This is a genomic window from Actinomadura sp. KC345, from assembly GCF_004348515.1.
Lineage (GTDB): Bacteria > Actinomycetota > Actinomycetes > Streptosporangiales > Streptosporangiaceae > Spirillospora.
The window spans coordinates 1-17,657 of sequence record NZ_SMKH01000150.1; the positions used below are offsets into that span (position 1 = coordinate 1).

Here is a 17,657-nt window from a genome sequence, read left to right on the forward strand (position 1 = left end):
GGGTCTCTATCAGGAACGGGAGGCCGGCCGTGGCGGGGTGGCGGAAGAGGTCGGCGAAGGGGGATTCGCCGATCATGCCGGCGCTGATGTTCTCGTGGCGGTCCCTGCCGGAGGCGCAGGGGTCCTTGGAGTCGTTGGCGTGGACGAGCTTCAGGCGGCCCTCGCCGACGGTGGACACCAGGGCGTCGATCGTCTCCTTGACGCCTCCGGGGGCGGCCAGGTCGTGGCCGGCCGCCCAGGCGTGGCAGGTGTCGAAGCAGACTCCGAGCTTCGGGTGGTGTTCGAGCCGTTCGAAGTACCGGCCCAGGTGCTGGACCTTCGTGCACAGCATGTTGTTCTGACCGGCCATGGTCTCCAGGAGCAGGTCGGGGCCGTCCTCGGGGATCTCCTCCAGGAGGGGGAGGACGTGCTCGTGGACCTGGGCCATGGCCTGGTCATAGGTCTGGGTGACGGCCGAGCCGGTGTGGACGACCACGCCGCGGGCGCCGATGGCGTGGCCGCGGACCAGGGAGTGGCGGACGGTCGCGATCGACTTGGCGAGGGTCTCCGCGCTGGGGGAGCCGAAGTTGACCAGGTACGGGGCGTGCACGTAGACGGGGATGTCGGCGCGGGCGCGCAGCTTCTCGTCCTCGGCGGGCCTGCCCGCGGGGAGGGCCCAGCCGCGCGGGTTCGCCACGAACACCTGGATCGCCTCGGCGCCGATCTCGGCGGCGTACTTCAGGCCGCCGGTGGCGAGGCCGCCGGCCACGGGGACGTGCGCCCCGACGGGGCTGTGCGGTGAGGTCATGACCGGTTCAGCCTATCCGGTCACGGCCCCCGGACGATGGTGACCGTGGAGCCGCGCGGGGCCTCGCCGCTGCTCGGCGACTGGAACCGGACGATGTTGCCGCCGAAGCCCGTCACGTTCACCACGAAGCCGGAGTCCTCCAGGGCCTTCCTGGCGTCGTTCACGCGGCGGTTGGTCATGTCCGGGACCGGGACGTTCTGCTCGCTGCCGTCGTCGCAGCCGAACTGGAAGGGGCCCGCGTCGACGAGGCAGTCGCGCTTGTTGACGACGATCGTGACCTCGTCCCCGCGGGAGACGCCCGTCCCCTCGGCCGGGGACTGCTCGATCACGGAGTTCGGCTCCTTGCCGTCGACCTTGCGCTTCTTCACCTTGACGTCCAGGCCCATCGAGCGCAGCCGGTTGGCGGCGGCGTCGCCGTTCTCGCCGACGAGGCCGGGCATGGACATGCCGGTGGAGACGATGACGGCGACCGGGTCGTCGGGGGACTGCTTCTGGCCCGCCTTCGGGTCGGTGCCGATCACCTTGTCCTTGTCGACGGTCTGCGAGGGGGTGGTGCTCGTCCGCCCGACCCTGAAGCCCTCCTCCTCGAGGAGCCGCTTGGCCTCGGGGAGCGCCTTGCCCTTGACGTCCGGTATCTTGCGCGGCGTGATCCCCTTGGACGGGGTCAGCGTGACGGGCTCGCCCTGGGCGATGCGGGCGCCGGCGGGCGGGTCGGTCTTGATGACGTCGCCCTTGTGGACGCGGTCGTCGTAGACGGCGTCGGCGGTCCGCACGTCCAGCCCGGCGCTCTCCAGCTGGTCGCGGGCGTCGTCGACGTTCATCCCGATGATCGACTGCGGGACGTGCTCGTACTGCCCGGACGTCTGGTACCAGACGGCCCAGCCGAGGATCAGCGCGGCGATCACGCCGAGCGCGACCAGGACGTAGCGGCCGGTCAGGGCTCCGATGGCGCGGTCGGTCCGGGTGCGCGGCGCCTGGCCGTGCGTGTCCGGGTCCAGGACGGAGGTGTGGCCGCCGGCGGGCGGGGCCGGCAGGACGCGGGTCGTGCCCCGGGACGCCTCCTCGACGCGCCGGTCGAAGTCGCGGGGCAGGCCGCCGAGCACCTCGACGACCTCGGTCTGGTACTGGTTCGCGTCCACCGGGCGGAGCGCCGGGTCGTGGTTCGTCCCGTCCGTGACCAGGGCGTCCACCTGCGGCGGGATGCCGGGGACGACGCTGGAGGGCGGCGGGACGGTCTCGTTCACGTGCTTGTAGGCGACGGCCAGCGGGGTGTCGCCGCCGTGCGGGAGGTGCCCGGTCATCAGCTCGAACAGCATGACCCCGGCCGCGTACACGTCGGAGCGGGCGTCGGCGTTGCCGGACAGCACCTGCTCCGGGGACAGGTAGCCGACCGTCCCGATGATCACTCCGGTCTTGGTCATCTTGCTCGCGGTCTCGGCCCGGGCGAGGCCGAAGTCGGCGACCTTGACCTGGCCGTCCTCGGTGATCAGCACGTTCTCGGGCTTGACGTCGCGGTGCACGAGACCTGCCCGGTGCGCCGCGCCGAGCGCCGCCAGGACCGGCTGCATGGTCTCCAGCGCGGCGCGGGGGCCGAGCCTGCCGAGCGTGGTCAGCGTGTCCCGCAGCGTCTGGCCGGGGACGTACTCCATCACCAGGAAGACGTGCTCGCCGTCGGTGCGCTGGTCGTAGACGGCGACCACGTTGGGGTGGGACAGCGCCGCGGCGGCCTTGGCCTCACCGATGAAGCGGGCGACGAAGTCCTCGTCGGAGGCGAGCGCGGCGTGCATCACCTTGATCGCGACGATGCGGTCGAGCCTGATGTCGCGCGCGACATAGACCGTGGCCATGCCGCCGCGCGCGACGCGGGACTCAATGCGGTAGCGCCCGTCGAGCACCCGCCCGACGAGTGGATCTGCGACCGTCGTGTCCATCGGTGCGAGTTTACGGGTGAATCACGACCGGTCTCATCAGTCCCGAGTATGAGCCTCGGCGAGCGCGGAGGGCGGCTCCTCCGGGAGGCCCTGCTCCGGCGGGACGCGGCGCCGGGTCCGGGTGCTGCGGGACACGGCCACGCCGGCCAGGCAGAGCAGGCCGCCGCCGAGAGTGATCAGGCCGGGGATCTCGCCGAGGAAGAGCCACGACATCAGGACGACGAGCGCGGGAACGGCGTAGGTGGTGGCGCCCATCTTCCCGGCGGACGTGCGGGCCAGCGCGTACCCCCAGGTGGTGAACGCGATCGCGGTCGGGAAGACGCCCAGGTAGACCATGTTGAGCGTGGCGCCGGCGGGGGCGTCCGCGGCCTGCGCGGCGAGCTGCCCGGAGAAGGGCAGGCAGGCGACCGCGCCGATCGCGCAGGCGAACGTGGTGAACTGCAGCGCCGAGGCGTGCCGGAGCGCGGGCTTCTGGCTGACGACGCCCGCCGCGTAGGTGACGGCGGCGACCACGCAGAGCAGCACCCCGAGGACGGAGGAACCGCCCTCGCCGGACATCGACAGCCCGACGACGGCGGCGCCGGCGAACGACACGGCCATGCCCAGCATCAGCCGGGGCGGCAGCCCCTCCTTCAGCAGCCAGCCGCCGAGCAGCGCGATGAGGATGGGGCCGATGTTGACGACCAGTGCGGCGGTTCCGGCGTCGACGAGCTGCTCGCCCCAGTTCAGGGCGACCATGTAGGCGCCGAACCACAGGACGCCGGCGGTGATGATCCCCGGCCAGGCGCCCCTGGGCGGGAGCCCTTCGCGGCGGACGAGCCACAGCGCGCCCAGGACGACCGTCCCGGACAGGAGGCGCCCGAGGGCCAGGGCGCCGGGGCTGTACTCGGCGCCGGCGCTGCGGATGGAGACGAAGGCCGATGCCCAGAGGACCACGGTGACCGTCGCGGCGGCCACCGCGAGCTTGTCGAGGCCGGCCGCCCGGCTTTCCTGCTGCATGTCACGCACCTTAGGTATGGGACGTTTCCACGAACACCGAAGGGAAGTGCCGGGTTGCGGCTCGCGTTCCCCGTGGACGGCCCAAGTCTGGTGCGCTCGACATTTCAGGTCCAGCGAATACTTCTACAACGGAACCTTTAGAAGTGCTACGAAGTGGCGAGGCCCTCGAACGGGGAGGACGCCTGGGCGTGGCGGCGCTTCGGGATCCGCCCGGCCAGCCGCGCGAGCCGTCCGCCCTCGACCGCGTGCCGCATCGCGGCGGCCATCCGCGCGGGGGACTGCGCGCGGGTGACGGCCGTCGCCAGCAGCACCGCGTCGCAGCCCAGCTCCATGGCCAGGGCCGCGTCGGACGCGGTGCCGACGCCCGCGTCCAGGATGACCGGGACGCCCGCCCGCTCGACGATCAGCTCGATGTTGTGCGGGTTGCGGATGCCGAGACCCGACCCGATCGGGGAGCCGAGCGGCATCACGGCGACGCAGCCGGCCTGCTCCAGGCGCCGTGCCAGGACGGGGTCGTCGCTGGTGTACGGCAGCACGGCGAAACCGTCGTCGACGAGCTGCTCGGCGGCGTCGACGAGCTCGATCGGGTCCGGCAGCAGCGTGTGCTCGTCCGCGATCACCTCCAGCTTGACCCAGTTCGTGCCGAGGGCCTCCCGGGCGAGCTTGGCGGTGAGGACCGCCTCGCCCGCGGTGAAGCAGCCCGCCGTGTTCGGCAGCACCCGGATCCCGCACTCGTTCAGGACGTCCAGCACCGACCCCCGCGCGGACGGGTCCACACGCCGCATCGCGACCGTGGTGAGCTCCGTCCCGGACGCGGTGAGCGCCTCCCGCAGCACGTGCATGCTGGGCGCGCCCCCGGTCCCCATGATCAGCCGGGACCCGAGCTCCTCGCCCGCGATGACCAGCCTGTCGCCGTCCACGTCACCCTCCCTGCACGGCGGTGAGCACTTCCAGCCGGTCGGCGTCGCGCAGGGGCGTCGCCTCCCACGCGGAGCGCCGGACCACCTCGTCGTTCAGCGCGGCCGCCACGCCGGTTCCCGCGGCGGTGACGGACGCGACCACCTCGGCCACGCTCGCGCCCTCGGGCAGCTCGCGCGGCTCACCATTGACGAACACCCGCATCAGTGCACCTCGGCGGAGAATCGGTCGGGGGAGAAGGGGCCGGCGACGTCGGGGACGGGCCCGTCCAGCAGCATCGCCGACAGGATGGCGGCGCTCACCGGGGTGAGCAGGATGCCGTTGCGGAAGTGCCCGGTCCCGACGATGAGGCCGGGGAGCGCGGACGGGCCCATCATGGGCGCGTTGTCCGGTGTGCAGGGGCGCAGGCCCGCCGTGACCTCGGCGAACTCCAGCTCGGTGATGCCGGGCAGGAGCTCACGGGCGTCCCGCAGCAGCTCCCACAGCCCACCCGCGGTGACGCGCGTGTCGAAGCCCAGCTCCTCCTGCGTGGCGCCGAGGACGATCTCGCCGTCCGCGCGCGGCACCAGGTAGACCGACGAGCCCCTGACCAGCCCGCGCGTGGCGCGGCCCACGAACGGCGTCCGGGTACGGAGCCGCATCACCTGGCCCTTCACGGGGCGGACGGGCGGAACGGCCCCCGGAGGGACGCCCTCCAGGTCGCCCGACCACGGGCCGGCGGCCAGCAGCACCCGGTCGGCGCGGATCACGGTCCCGTCGTCCAGCCGCACCCCGGCCGCCGCGCCGTTCTCGACGGCGATGCCCGCGGCCCGCCGCCGGACGAGCCGGACGCCCGTCCGCTCGGCCGCGGCCAGCAGTGCCGCGGTCAGCCGGCGCGGGTCGATCGAGCCGTCCTCGGGGGCGAGCAGGCCGCCGCGGACGCCGGGGGCGAGCATCGGCTCCAGCCTCCGGCACTCCCGACCGGTCAGCGCCTCGGCGGGGATGCCGAGGCTCTCCTGGAAGCGGCGCAGGTCGTCCAGGTACGCCAGGTCGTCGGCGTCGAAGGCGACCTGGATGATCCCGTCGGTGCGATAGCCGGTCCCCAGGCCGGTCAGATCCTCCAGTTCGGCGACGAAGGCGCCGTAACCGTCGCGGGAGGCCAGCCCCAGCCGCAGCAGCGGCTCCTCGCCGTAGGTGACCTCGCTGACGGGGGTGAGCATGCCCGCCGCCACCGACGACGCGCCGCTCGCGGGCTCGGGATCGACCAGGGTGACCGCGGCGCCGGCCGCGGCGGTCCGCCAGGCGGTGGCCAGGCCGATGACCCCGGCCCCTATGATCACCGTCTCCACTGCGCGCTCCCTTCGCCGGCATGATCCGGATCAGGTCTGGCGGTCGGCGGCCCGTCCAGCCGCCCTCTCAGCCCGGTCGTACCGGACTCCCGCGCTCTGTGCCGTTTTGCGTGGTCCCCACTGTACGACCTCGGTAAAGTGTTCAACTGTCTGGACAGCCGTCCACCGGCGAGGGCCGCCCGGTTAGGGTGACCTCATGGAGAGGGTCATCGTCGTGGGTGGAGGCCTGGCGGGCGTGCGCGCCGTGGAGGCCCTGAGGAGCAAGGGGTACGAGGGCGCGCTGACCCTCGTCTCGGCCGAGCGGCACCCGCCGTACGACCGGCCGCCCCTGTCGAAGGCCGTCCTCAAGGGCGAGTCCGACGACACCACGGTCGACGCGGACTGGGCCGCCCTGCGGTGCGACCTGCTGCTCGGTGAGCGCGCCACCGCCCTGCGTCTGGACGAGCCGGGCCGCGGCGGTACCGTCGCCTCCACGGCGGGCGATCTTCCGTTCGACGGCCTGGTCATCGCGACCGGAGCGGCCCCCATCACGCTGCCGGGGGACGGGCGCCAGCACGTCCTGCGCACCATCGACGACGCTCGCGAGCTTCGGTCGCGGCTCACCGGGGGCGCGCGGATCGTCATCGTCGGGGCGGGCTGGATCGGCGCCGAGGTGGCGACCACCGCCGCCGCCCGGGGGTGCGCCGTGACCGTCGTCGAGGCCGCCGACACCCCGCTCGCGGGAGCGCTCGGCCCCGAGGTGGGCGCGCTCACCGCCCCCTGGTACGCCGAGGCGGGCGTCGAGCTGCGCACCGGGGTCAAGGTCGCGGAGGTGCGGGACGGCGGCCTCGTCCTGGCGGGCGGCGACCGGATCGACGCCGACGAGGTCGTCGTGGGCGTGGGCGTCCGCCCCGTTCTCGCCTGGCTGGAGGGCTCGGGGCTCCTGCTCGAGCGCGGGGTGGTCACCGACGCCTCGTTCCGCGTCCATCGGGGCCGGAGCGGGGGGAGCGGCGAGGAGCCCGGCCCCCCGCGGCCGGACGTCGTGGCGGTCGGCGACTGCGCCGCCTGGTGGTCGGAACGGTACGGGCGGCGGCTGCTCGTCGAGCATTGGGACACCGCCCTCAACGCCCCCGAGGTCGCAGCCGCGACCCTGCTCGGCGAGGAGGCCGTCTACGACGCCGCCCCGTACTTCTGGTCCGAGCAGTTCGGCCGCATGGTGCAGTACGCGGGCCACCACGCCGGGTCCGAGCGGATGGTCCACCGCGGCGACCCGTCCGGCCGCACCTGGGCGGTGGCGTGGCTCACGGGCGACCGCCTCGACGCGGTCCTCACCGTCGGCCGGCCCCGCGACCTCGTGCAGGCGCGGCGCGTCATCGCCGCCGGGACGCCCGTGGACCCCGGCGCGATCGCCGATCCCGGCGTTCCCGTCCGCCAGGCCGTTCGCCGATAGCGATCAGCGTCGGAACGTTACGGCTGCGCAGGGGGTTTGACGGTTCCGAAGGAGTGGTAGCAAGGGGGCGTGACGCAGATGCACGCAACCGTTGACAGCGCACTCGACCCCCGGACCGACGCCCTCGCCGGCGAATGGCTCTCCCTCGAGGACGCCGCCGAGCGACTCGGGATCAAACCCAGCCGGATCAAGCAGCTCATCAGCGAGCACAGGCTCCTGGCGGTACGCCGGGACGGAACCCCCATGGTGCCCGCGGCCTTCATCAAGGACGGCCACGTCATCAAGGGGCTCCCAGGCACGCTGACGCTCCTGTCGGACGCGGGCTACGACGACGTGGAGACGATCCGCTGGCTGTTCACCGCGGACGACACGCTGCCGGGGACGCCCGTGGACGCGCTCACCGAGAACCGGGGGACCGAGGTCCGCCGCCGCGCTCAGGCGCTCGCCTTCTAGGACGCGGCCCGCGTCTCCCGCTTCTGGGCGGACCCCAGGCGCGGGTGGAGGACGATGCACGTGACACGATCGCGGGGCCGCCCTGCGGGACGTGACCGCCGCGCGACCCCGCGATCTCCGCTGTGAAAGGAAGACCCCGCCGTGTCCAGGCATCTCCCCTCCGAGCGCGCCGTCGCCCTGCGCGCCCGGCTCAGCCGGTCGCGCCTGTACCTCTGCACGGACGCGCGGGACGGGCGGGGGGACCTGCCCGCCTTCCTGGACGCCGTGCTGGGCGGCGGCGTCGACATCGTCCAGCTGCGCCAGAAGGGCCTTGAGGCCCGGCAGGAGATGGAGTACCTGGAGATCTTCCGGGCCGCCTGCGACCGGCACGGGGCGCTGCTCGCGGTCAACGACCGCGCCGACGTGGCGCACGCCGTCGGCGCCGACGTCCTGCACCTCGGCCAGGACGACCTCCCGGTCGCCGCCGCCCGCGAGATCGTCGGCGGCGACATGCTCGTCGGCCGCTCGACGCACTCGGGCGAGCAGGCGTCCGCGGCCGCCGCCGAGCCGGGCGTCGACTACTTCTGCGCGGGTCCGGTGTGGCCGACCCCGACCAAGCCGGGCCGTCCCGCCCCCGGACCCAAGCTGCTCGAGTACGCCGCGGCGCTGGGCGCGGCGCGGCCCTGGTTCGCGATCGGCGGCATCGACCTCGGCAACCTCGGCGAGGTGACGGCGGCGGGCGCGGACCGCGTCGTGGTCGTGCGGGCGATCACCGAGGCCGGCGACCCGGGCGCCGCCGCGGCGGAGTTCGCCCGCCGCCTGGCCGGCTGAACCCCGCCGGGGCCGCATCACCGGCCCCGATCACCGGCCCCGATCGCCGATAATGGGGATCATGAGCGTGGGACCCGACGACGACCGGACGGTGGATCTCGGCGAGGAGCTGGAGATCCTGCCCGACCAGACCTCCGACGACACCGACACCGGATGGGGCGAGTGGCGCGGCGACGATGACGACTCGCGCCTGCTGGAGGACCGTCCTCCGCACTGGTGACGCCCGGCCGGGGCAGGACGGCGGGCCCCGGTCAGAACAGCATGCCGAGCACGAACCCGGCGGCCACCACGGCCGCGAGCGCGACCATCATCCGCCACCGGTAGCGCGGGATCCGGGTCGGCCGCGGTTTCGGCGCCGGCCCCTGCCCTTCGCGTAGCGCCCGGACGATCTGCGGCGCGGTCGGCCGGGCGGCGGGGTTCTTGTCCAGGCAGCGGGCCGCGAGGTCGCGCAGCGGCCCCCGCATGTCGCCGAGGTCGGGTTCGCGGGACGTGACGCGCCGCATCACGGCCGCGCTCGGCCCGGTGCCGAACGGCGGGCGCCCGGTCGCCGCGAACACCATCGTGGCGCCCCAGGCGAACACGTCCGCGGGCCGCCCGACCGGCTCGTCCTCGACCTGCTCGGGCGCCAGGTACGCGGGCGCGGTGGCCGTCCCCGCGGCGGCGCCGAAGCCGACGACCTTGGCGCCGTCCGGGCCGAGAAGGACGTTGCCGGGGTGGAGGCCGCGGTGGACGGTCCCGGCGCGGTGCTTGGCGGCCAGCGCCGCCGCCGTGCGCGCCGCGACCCGGCGCAGCCGCGGCGCCGGGAGCGGACCGCGGTCCGAGACGACGTCCCGGAGCGTCGGCGGCTCCGCGGAGGCACCGGCGTCGCGGGATTCCTCGGCGGTGTCGCCGGTCGTGTCGCCGGGCGCGCCGGAGTCCGCGGCGTGCGCCGCGCGCCGCGCGGGGGCGCCCTTACCCGGGCGCCCGGAGCGGCCGGCGTGCGCCTGGGCCGCGCGCCCGGTCCGGGCGGCGGCGGAATGCGCGGGATGGGGACTCGTCCTCCCGCGGGAGGTGTCGTGCGGCACTGAACAACTCCGACTCGGCGGGGACGGACGAAGATTTCCTCATTTGTACCGCGTGCCCGGGGTGTGCGGCAGTGGAACCGGCATCTTTCCGCTCAGCGGCACGTCCCCAGCGTCCCCGTCTGGGTGATCGCCCGGGAGGAGGAGCCGACCAGCACCTCGTAGCAGCCGCTCGCGACCTTCCACGCCTTCGCGCCTTCGTTCCAGTAGGCGAACGACCGCGACGACAACGGGAACGTCACCCTGGTGCTCTCCCCGGGCGCGAGCGTGACCTTGGTGTAGCCCTTGAGCTGCTTGGGCGGCTGCACGACGCCCCCGCCCGGCGACGGCATGCCGATGTAGAGCTGCGGGACGGCGATGCCGGTGCGCCCACCGGTGTTCGTCACCGTCACCTGGACCGACTCGGAGCCGGCGGCCAGGTCGCTGTAACCGAACGTGGTGTAGGACAGCCCGTGCCCGAACGGGAAGCGCGGCGCGATGCCCTTCGAGTCGTAGTGCCGGTAGCCGACCATGACGCCCTCGGAGAACGTGACGGTCTTGTTCACTCCCGGGTACTGCGCGGGGTCGCCCGACGCCGGCGCGTCGTTCTCGCCGGCGGGGAACGTCACGGGGAGCCGGCCGCCGGGGTCCACGTCCCCGTACAGGACGCGGGCCAGGACGCTCCCGGCCTCCTGGCCGGGGTACCAGGCTTCGACGATGCCCTTCACCTGCCCGGCCCACGGCGTCAGCACGGGACCGCCCGTGTTGAGGACGACGATGGTGTTCGGGTTGGCCGCGGCGACCTCGGAGATGAGCCCGTCCTGGTCGCCGCGGAGCGGTTCGCCGCACTCCAGCGTCAGGCACGACTTGTCGAAGAACTCGCCCTGGCTGTCGGTCGCGAACACGATCGCCACGTCCGCCTGGCGAGCGAGCTCGGCGGCGGCGCCGTGGTCGTCGCCGTCGGCGTGGGTGATGCGCGTGCCGGCCCCTGCGCGGCGCGCGATGCCTTCCTGCGGGCTGACCGTGCTGAACGGGACGACCTGCGCCGAGCCGTGCCCGCTGGGGCTCTGCTGCGCGGCCCGCCCGATCAGCGCGATCGACCCCGGTGCCTTCAGCGGGAGGACGCCGTCGTTCTTGAGCAGCGTGATTCCGGCCTCTTCGATCTCCCTGGCCGCCGTCTCGCTCGCCGTCCGGTCCACGCGGGTGAGGTCGTTCGGATACGCCTGCCGGTCGAACACCCCGGCCTTGAACATGGTCCGCAGGACGTTGGCGGCGTGCCCGTCGATGGTCGCCTGCGTGACCTTCCGCTGCGCGACGGCCAGCTTCAGCAGGAACGCGTTGTACCTCAGGGCGACGGGCAGTTCCATGTCGAGCCCGCCGTTGGCCGCTTCCGCGGCGTCCTTCGGGGCGAAGTGGTCGGAGGCCACCCAGCCCTTGAAGCCCCACTCCGACCGCAGGATCCTGTTGAGGACGGCGTCGTCCTGGCAGGCCCACCGGCCGTTCAGCTTGCCGAACCCGCACATGACCGTCGCGGCGCCGCCCTGCTTCACGGCGGCCTCGAACGGCGGCATGTAGATCTCCCGCAGGGTGCGGGGGTCCACCCGCATGTCCAGCTCCAGCCGGTCGGTCTCCTGCGCGTAGACGGCCATGTGCTTGACCGCCGTCATCACGCCCTGCGACTGCGCGCCCTCGATCCACGGAACCCCGAGGGTCGCCGACAGGTAGGGGTCCTCGCCGAACCCCTCGAACGTGCGCCCGTTGCGGGGGGTGCGCAGGACGTCCACGGTCGGCCCGAAGACGACGTCGTTGCCGCGGTGCCTGGCCTCCCACGCCACCGTCCGGCCGTAGAGCCGCGCGGTCTCGCGGTCGAAGCCCGCCGCGAGCGCGATCGGGGCCGGCAGCGCCGTCGCCTTGCCCTGCCGGACGCCCGCCGGCCCGTCGGCCATGTAGACCGGCGGGATGCCGAGCCGCTCGATCCCGGCGTTGGTGTCGGCGTGCGCGGTCTCGAAGTACCCGCCGAGCGGGCCGCCGAAGATGTCGTCCGCCGCGAGCATCGCGATCTTCTCGTCGGCGGTCATCTCCGTCAGCAGCAGGCCGGTCCGCCGGTCCGGCGTCAGCGACGGGTCGCACCACGGCCGCTGAGCGCGGTCGCCGCACCGTCCCGTGTCCGCCCGCGCCTCGCCGGGGGCCGGCACCGCCGCCAGTGCCAGCACGGACGCCAGCGCGCCCGCGGCCGGCAGCCATCTTCCCACCCGCATGCCCATGGCGACATTTCTGCCACCGAACAGTGGGAAAGTTCTAGACTGCCGGGGAAAATTGACCGTATTGTGTCATATGAGACGTCACATGCTGCGCGTGGTGGCCGCCACCGCGAGTTCCGCGAGGGCCTGGCGGGCCTCCTCGCCGATGGGCGCGGCCCTCAAGGCACGCTCCGCCTCGGTCAGGTAGCGCTCGATCATGTCCTCGCAGGCGGTGAGGCCGCCGGTCTCCTCGATGATCGTGCGCAGCTCGTCCACCCCCGCGCGGTCCAGGTCCGGGTCGCCGAGACGGCGCCGCAGCCGCGCGGCCTGCGCGGCGGACGCGCGTTCCAGGGAAAGCGCGACCAGGACGGTCCGCTTGCCCTCGCGCAGGTCGTCGCCCGCCGGCTTGCCGGTCTCGGCGGGGTCGCCGAACACCCCGAGGACGTCGTCGCGGAGCTGGAAGGCGATGCCGAGCGGCAGGCCGTAGCCGGTGAGGGCGGCGGTCACGTCCGGGCGGGCGCCCGCCAGCGCGGCGCCGAGGTGCAGGGGCCGCTCGATCGTGTACTTGGCGGCCTTGTACTCCACCACGCGCAGCGCCGTGGCGACCGTCGCCTCGCCGCGCGTGCCCTCCAGCATGTCGAGGTACTGGCCGCACATGACCTCGGTCCGCATCAGGTCGTAGACCTCGCGGCCGCGCCGCCTGCGGTCGCCGTCCAGCCCGCACGTCTCGAACATCTCGCCCGACCAGGCCAGGCACAGGTCGCCGAGCAGGATGGCCGAGCCCCCGCCGAACGCCTCCGCGTCGCCCGGCCAGGACTGCGCGCGGTGCAGCGCCTCGAACCTGCGGTGGACGGACGGCTGGCCGCGGCGGGTGTCGCTGGAGTCCATGACGTCGTCGTGGATCAGCGCGCTCGCCTGCAGCAGTTCCAGGGACGCGGCGGCGGCCACGATGCCGGGGCCGTCCTCGCCGCCGGCGGCGCTCCACCCCCAGTAGCAGAACGCGGGACGCAGCCGCTTCCCGCCGCCCAGCAGGGCGTCCAGGGCGGACATCATGGGCGCGAGGTCGTCACTGATGGTCAGCAGGGCCGGGCGCTGCCGGTCGACGAAGGCCAGGAGCGCCTCGTCGACCTCCTTGCGGATGCGGCTGGTCGACATGCCCGAGATCGTATCCACGTGGGTGGATTCAACCGTCCGCCGGAGACGTGAGAAGTCACTAGATCCACGGAAATATGGACATATCGCCCGCGAAGTGTGCCGAGCATCACCCTTATCGGCGGCCACGGGGGCTTCTGTAGGCTTGTGGAATGCGACGCCTGCGCCCAAACCGGCCCCCGACCGTCCGAGACCTCCTGGCCTCCGGCGGCAGGTCCTTCTCGTTCGAGTTCTTCCCGCCCAAGACCGAGAAAGGCGCGCGGAACCTCTGGCGCACCATCCGCGAACTGGAGTCCCTGCACCCCACGTTCGTGTCGGTGACCTACGGAGCCGGAGGCGGCACCCGCGACAAGACCATCGACATCGTCGAACGCATCGCCACCGACACCACCCTCACGCCCGTCGCCCACTTCACCGCCGTCGACCACTCCCAGGCCGAGCTGCGGAACCTGATCGGCCGGTTCGCCGGCGTCGGCGTCCGCAACATCCTCGCCGTGCGCGGCGACCCGCCCGGCGACCCGATGGGGGAGTGGGTCAAGCACCCCGACGGGGTGGAGTTCGCGTCCGACCTCGTCCGCATGATCCGCTCCTACGGCGACTTCAGCGTCGGCGTGGCGGCGTTCCCCTACAAGCACCCGCGCTCACCGGACATCGAGAGCGACACGCGTTACTTCATCGAGAAGTGCCGCGCCGGCGCCGACTACGCGATCACGCAGATGTTCTTCCGCGCCGAGGACTACTTCCGCCTGCGCGACCGCGTCGAGGCCGCCGGCTGCGACGTCCCGATCCTGCCCGGCATCATGCCGGTCACCCAGATGAGCACGATCGAGCGGTCCGAGCAGCTGTCGGGCGCGCCGTTCCCGCCCGAGGTCAGGGCCCGCTTCGAGGCGGTCGCCGACGACCCGGAGGCGGTGCGGCGCCTCGGCATCGAGCACGCCGCCCGGCTGTGCCAGGACCTGCTCGACCAGGACGCGCCCGGCATCCACTTCATCACCTTCAACAAGTCGACGGCGACGCGCGAGGTCTACGGCCTCCTGGACGGCGCGTACGCCGCCAGCGGCAGCGCCCCGCCCATCACCGCGTAGCGGGGGCCGCCGCCCGGAAACTCGAAATCGGTCAGCAGGTCGACCATGCCGACCGAGCGGTAGAGGGAGCGGGCCGGAGTGTCCGGCCGCCTGTCGAGCGTCGACAGCACGACGGTCCGCTCCGGCCGCCCCCCGCACAGCGCGCTCAGCAGGGCCCGGCCGAGGCCCCTGCCCTGGGCCTCCGGACGGACGTGAAGCTCCGCCACCTCGAACGTGTCGCCCAGCCACGACTCCGCGTGCCCGGGGCCCTCCCGGTCGCTGAGCGCCTGGAAGACGACGTCATGCCACCACTGGCCGCGCGCCCCGTGGAACCCGTACGCGAACCCTCGGACGGAACCCGCCAGGATGGGCAGCGCACCGCGTCCCTCGGCCACGAACGCCCGGAAACCCGGATACGACGTGTGCCGTTCCATGATGGTGTGGCGGCCCGGGAGCTGCTCGTTCGGCGGTTCCATCGCGGACGCGTACACGTCCAGCATGGGGTCGAGCCTGCGTAGGAAGGCGCGTTCGTCGATCTCGCGCAGCTTCGGGTCCTTCACGCGACAGAGACTAGACCCGGTGGACGGTCCGCCGCCCGTGTCACCGGCCGCCGAGCTGCCTACTCGCCGGCGTCGAGCGCCCTACTCGCCGGCGTCGAGCGCCCTACTCGCCGGCGTCGAGCACGCGGCGCACCGACGCGTCGTCACGCGCCACCACGGCGGTGTCCCCGGCGAGGACGATCGGCCGCTGGATCAGCGCCGGATTCGCCACCATGACCTCGATCCACCGGGCACGGTCGCGTTCGAGGTCCTTCAGCCCGAGCTCCTTGGCGACGGGCTCGTTCAGGCGCGCCACGTCCCACGGCTCCGCGCCGATCCGGGTGAGCACCGCGTCGAACTCCTCCGCCGTGGGCGGCTGGTCCAGGTAGCGGCGCTCGGTGTACTCCACGCCCGCCTCGTCCAGCGCGGCCTTCGCGGCACGGCTCTTCGAGCAGCGCGGGTTATGCCAGATCTCGGTGTCGCTCATCTCGTCACTCCACTTCCGCCGGGGCGCCCCCGGTGATCCTCAGCAGTTCCTCGTACGACGTGGGGAAGACGGTGTGCGGATGCCCGCCGGCCGCCCAGACCTGGTCGTACTTCTCCAGCCAGACGTCCACGAGCGTCCGGATCGGCGCCGGGTGGCCGAGCGGCGCGACGCCCCCGATCGGCTGCCCCGTCGACTCCCGGACGAACTCCGGCGACGCCCGCTTCACCTTCGCCGCCCCCACCAGGGACGCGACCTTCGCCGTGTCGACGCGGTGCGCGCCGCTCGTCAGCACGAGCAGCGGCGCCCCGTCGGCGTCGAACAGCAGGCTGTTGGCGATCGCGCCCACCTCGCATCCGAGCTGCTCCGCGGCGGCCTGCGCCGTCCGCGCCGAATCGGGCAGTTCCACGATGACCCCGGTCGCGCCCCGGTCGAGCAGGATCTTCGCGACGTGTTCGGCATTCGCGTGCATGGGAAGCACTTTAAGCTCAACGCATGCGAGGGAGACCGATCGGCATGCGGAAGTACGCGGTCCTGCCGGCGGCGGCCGTCCTCCTGACGGCCTGCAGCGGGACGGAGCAGGCGGCGACTCCGCCGCAGGAGCGCCCGCCGTCGGCACGGCCGACGACGCCCACGCCTACCCCCACGCCCACGCACCGCAAGCTGAAGCCGGGTGCGAAGGGCTCCGACGTCAAGGAACTCCAGCGCCGGCTGAAGGCGCTGAACTACGACCCGGGCAAGCTGGACGGGAAGTACGGGCCGTCGACCGAGATGGCCGTGTGGGCGTTCCAGGCCGTGAACCGCATGAAGCAGAAGGGCGCCGTCGGCAAGTCCTTCTGGGAGGCTCTGGCCGACCCCGAGGAGCCGCGTCCGATGGCCAAGAAGCGTGAGAAGGACCGCGTGGACGTGGACCTGAAACGGCAGTACCTCGTCCTCTACAAGGACGGTGAGCCGCGCCTCATCACGCACATCTCGTCGGGCTCGGGGGAGTACTACTGCGCGAAGGACCGCGGGGCCACCGTCCCGAGGTGCCGCTACGCCAGCACCGGCACCGGCGACTTCCGGACGGGACGCCGCTTCACCGGCTGGGAGACCTCACCCCTCGGACGGCTCTACAACCCGATCTACTTCAACGGCGGCATCGCCTTCCACGGCGCCCTGAGCGTGCCCAAGGGCCCCGCCTCGCACGGTTGCGTCCGGATGCCGATGCACGTCGCCGAGTACTTCCCGGACCTCCTTGGAACGGACGTCCCCGTGCACGTCAGGCGGCCTCGCTAGGGCCTCGCGGCGGAACTGTCGTACCCCTCTGTTCTCCTGTCCGCATGCCCGCTGACCTGCGGGATATGACACATGTTCGAACACGTTGACGAATCGCCGCCAGGGCGGTTTACTGTCAAGTGCGTCGAACTTATGTTCGACGTGGTGCGGGACTCGCGGCCCGCGCCAGGGCGACGTCCCCGCCGATCGCGGTGTTTCGGCGGGACGGACGGCCGGGCGGAGTGAGGGGAAGCTCTCCGCCCGGCCGGCCCGAGCCCCGGAAGGAGGCAGAAATGTCAGGAGCGATGACCGCACGCGGAGTCCACTCCGCCGCCCAGTCCGTCCCGCCGCCGAGTCCACGCCACCGTCCGCTGCCCGCGCCCCGCCCGGCGCACACGGCCGTAGGCCAGCTGCACGCCGCCCGCATGGGCCTCGCCGAGGCCGCCGAGGCGACCTCGCCCGCCGTCCGCTACGTCTGCGCCCACCTGGCCGCGCTGCGCGCCGCCGCCGCGGTGCTGGCGTCCAGGGAACCGCTGGAGACCCACCGCCGCGGCCGTCCCCGCAGCGTCTGGGTCCTGCTGCCCGAGGCCGAACCCGCGCTGCGCGAGTGGGCCGCCTTCTTCGCCGCCGGCGCCGACAAGCGCGCCGCCGCCGAGGCGGGCCTGCCGCGCGCCGTCACCCCGCGCGAAGCCGAAGAACTCCTCCACGACGCCGAAGTCTTCGTCACCCTCGTCGAGGACACCCTCGGCGTAGTCGCCCAGCCCACGCTGTGTTTTTGACAGGCCCGGCCCACTGCGCTCGCCTTGCGGCTCGCTTCGTGACCTGGCCTGTGCGAGCGCGAATCGCTTCGCGATCTGACCGGTGAGGCTCGCCTCCGGCTTCGCTCACCGGTCAGGTAGCGCGCTCGCGTGCGTTGCTGGGGTCGTCTCGACACTTTGCTGACCATTTCGGAGGCCGTCCCAGCCCCTGGGGCCGGCCCTCCGCTGGAGGACGGGGGGCCGTTCCGCCAACCCCCCAGGACGGCGCCCCGTCCTCCGGCGCCCGTACGATCGCGCCGGCGGTGGCCGCCAACCCCCCGAGCCGGCCCCGCCGGCGCGATCCCGCCCGCAGACACGACTCCACCGGCCCTCGCCACGCGCCCCGCTCTACTGTGCGCCGTTCTACGCGCTTCGCTCCTGTGCGCTGCTCGAAGTGTGCCGTTCTGTGCAGGCTGCTCTGCGAACCGT

19 protein-coding genes and 1 riboswitch are annotated in these 17,657 nt (G+C 73.1%); of the genes, 7 read left to right on the forward strand and 12 right to left on the reverse strand.

The window, feature by feature from the left end:
* The 6 genes from E1281_RS23315 to thiO all read right to left on the reverse strand — a co-directional run.
* Positions 1-787: deoxyribonuclease IV (locus E1281_RS23315; RefSeq protein WP_131881598.1), on the reverse strand; the 787-nt coding region annotated here is incomplete at its 3' end.
* A gap of 20 nt (positions 788-807) precedes the next feature.
* Positions 808-2,718: a Stk1 family PASTA domain-containing Ser/Thr kinase gene (gene pknB, locus E1281_RS23320; RefSeq protein WP_131881600.1), complete on the reverse strand. Its 1,911-nt coding sequence runs from the start codon at positions 2,716-2,718 to the stop codon at positions 808-810.
* A 36-nt stretch (positions 2,719-2,754) separates the two neighbouring features.
* Complete coding sequence (locus E1281_RS23325; protein ID WP_131881602.1) at positions 2,755-3,717, reverse strand: DMT family transporter; 963 nt, start codon at positions 3,715-3,717, stop codon at positions 2,755-2,757.
* A gap of 146 nt (positions 3,718-3,863) precedes the next feature.
* Positions 3,864-4,637 carry a thiazole synthase gene (locus E1281_RS23330; RefSeq protein ID WP_131881604.1) on the reverse strand — a complete coding sequence of 258 codons (774 nt, stop codon included), beginning with the start codon at positions 4,635-4,637 and terminating at the stop codon, positions 3,864-3,866.
* Between the two features lies 1 nt (position 4,638).
* Positions 4,639-4,839 carry a sulfur carrier protein ThiS gene (thiS, locus tag E1281_RS23335; RefSeq protein WP_131881606.1) on the reverse strand — a complete coding sequence of 67 codons (201 nt, stop codon included), beginning with the start codon at positions 4,837-4,839 and terminating at the stop codon, positions 4,639-4,641.
* Positions 4,839-5,963: a glycine oxidase ThiO gene (gene thiO, locus E1281_RS23340; protein WP_131881608.1), complete on the reverse strand. Its 1,125-nt coding sequence runs from the start codon at positions 5,961-5,963 to the stop codon at positions 4,839-4,841. The genes thiS and thiO overlap by 1 nt, the downstream gene beginning before the upstream one ends.
* A 5-nt stretch (positions 5,964-5,968) precedes the next feature.
* Positions 5,969-6,058: riboswitch (TPP riboswitch) on the reverse strand.
* A 101-nt stretch (positions 6,059-6,159) separates the two neighbouring features.
* Between thiO and E1281_RS23345 the strand changes: the two genes are divergently transcribed.
* The 4 genes from E1281_RS23345 to E1281_RS40425 all read left to right on the forward strand — a co-directional run bounded on the left by E1281_RS23345 (position 6,160) and on the right by E1281_RS40425 (position 8,875).
* Complete coding sequence (locus E1281_RS23345) at positions 6,160-7,392, forward strand: FAD-dependent oxidoreductase (RefSeq protein ID WP_131881610.1); 1,233 nt, start codon at positions 6,160-6,162, stop codon at positions 7,390-7,392.
* Positions 7,393-7,470: 78 nt separating this feature from the next.
* Entirely contained in the window at positions 7,471-7,845 is a 375-nt protein-coding gene (locus E1281_RS23350) for an Rv2175c family DNA-binding protein (protein WP_131881612.1), read from the forward strand.
* 141 nt (positions 7,846-7,986) lie between these two features.
* On the forward strand, positions 7,987-8,655 hold the full coding sequence (gene thiE / locus E1281_RS23355; RefSeq protein WP_131881614.1) for a thiamine phosphate synthase: 669 nt from the start codon (positions 7,987-7,989) through the stop codon (positions 8,653-8,655).
* 61 nt (positions 8,656-8,716) lie between these two features.
* Positions 8,717-8,875: a hypothetical protein gene (locus E1281_RS40425; RefSeq protein ID WP_165959061.1), complete on the forward strand. Its 159-nt coding sequence runs from the start codon at positions 8,717-8,719 to the stop codon at positions 8,873-8,875.
* A 31-nt stretch (positions 8,876-8,906) separates the two neighbouring features.
* Here the strand turns inward: E1281_RS40425 and E1281_RS23360 are convergent, their stop codons facing one another.
* From E1281_RS23360 to E1281_RS23370, 3 genes are all read right to left on the reverse strand, one after another.
* Positions 8,907-9,719 (reverse strand): protein kinase, encoded by an 813-nt coding sequence (locus E1281_RS23360; protein ID WP_131881616.1) that lies wholly within the window; start codon positions 9,717-9,719, stop codon positions 8,907-8,909.
* Positions 9,720-9,811: 92 nt separating this feature from the next.
* Complete coding sequence (locus E1281_RS23365; RefSeq protein WP_243717283.1) at positions 9,812-11,959, reverse strand: glycoside hydrolase family 3 C-terminal domain-containing protein; 2,148 nt, start codon at positions 11,957-11,959, stop codon at positions 9,812-9,814.
* A 78-nt stretch (positions 11,960-12,037) separates the two neighbouring features.
* On the reverse strand, positions 12,038-13,090 hold the full coding sequence (locus E1281_RS23370) for a polyprenyl synthetase family protein (protein WP_131881618.1): 1,053 nt from the start codon (positions 13,088-13,090) through the stop codon (positions 12,038-12,040).
* Positions 13,091-13,239: 149 nt separating this feature from the next.
* Here E1281_RS23370 and metF point away from each other — a divergent pair, with 149 nt between their 5' ends.
* Positions 13,240-14,172, forward strand: a complete 933-nt coding sequence (metF, locus tag E1281_RS23375) for a methylenetetrahydrofolate reductase [NAD(P)H] (RefSeq protein ID WP_131881620.1) — start codon at positions 13,240-13,242, stop codon at positions 14,170-14,172.
* Here metF and E1281_RS23380 read toward each other — a convergent pair.
* From E1281_RS23380 to E1281_RS23390, 3 genes are all read right to left on the reverse strand, one after another.
* Entirely contained in the window at positions 14,112-14,711 is a 600-nt protein-coding gene (locus E1281_RS23380; RefSeq protein ID WP_131881622.1) for a GNAT family N-acetyltransferase, read from the reverse strand. The two genes, metF and E1281_RS23380, sit on opposite strands and share 61 nt — an antisense overlap.
* A 103-nt stretch (positions 14,712-14,814) precedes the next feature.
* Positions 14,815-15,177 (reverse strand): arsenate reductase family protein, encoded by a 363-nt coding sequence (locus E1281_RS23385; protein WP_131881624.1) that lies wholly within the window; start codon positions 15,175-15,177, stop codon positions 14,815-14,817.
* A 4-nt stretch (positions 15,178-15,181) separates the two neighbouring features.
* The gene (locus E1281_RS23390) at positions 15,182-15,646 is read right to left on the reverse strand and encodes a YbaK/EbsC family protein (protein WP_131881626.1); all 465 of its coding nucleotides are present in this window, start codon (positions 15,644-15,646) and stop codon (positions 15,182-15,184) included.
* 23 nt (positions 15,647-15,669) lie between these two features.
* On the opposite strand from E1281_RS23390, the gene E1281_RS23395 reads away from it, so the two are divergent.
* Positions 15,670-16,452 (forward strand): L,D-transpeptidase family protein, encoded by a 783-nt coding sequence (locus tag E1281_RS23395; protein WP_243717285.1) that lies wholly within the window; start codon positions 15,670-15,672, stop codon positions 16,450-16,452.
* A gap of 284 nt (positions 16,453-16,736) precedes the next feature.
* The gene (locus E1281_RS23400; RefSeq protein ID WP_243717286.1) at positions 16,737-17,210 is read left to right on the forward strand and encodes an SAV_6107 family HEPN domain-containing protein; all 474 of its coding nucleotides are present in this window, start codon (positions 16,737-16,739) and stop codon (positions 17,208-17,210) included.
* Positions 17,211-17,657: the final 447 nt, after the last annotated feature.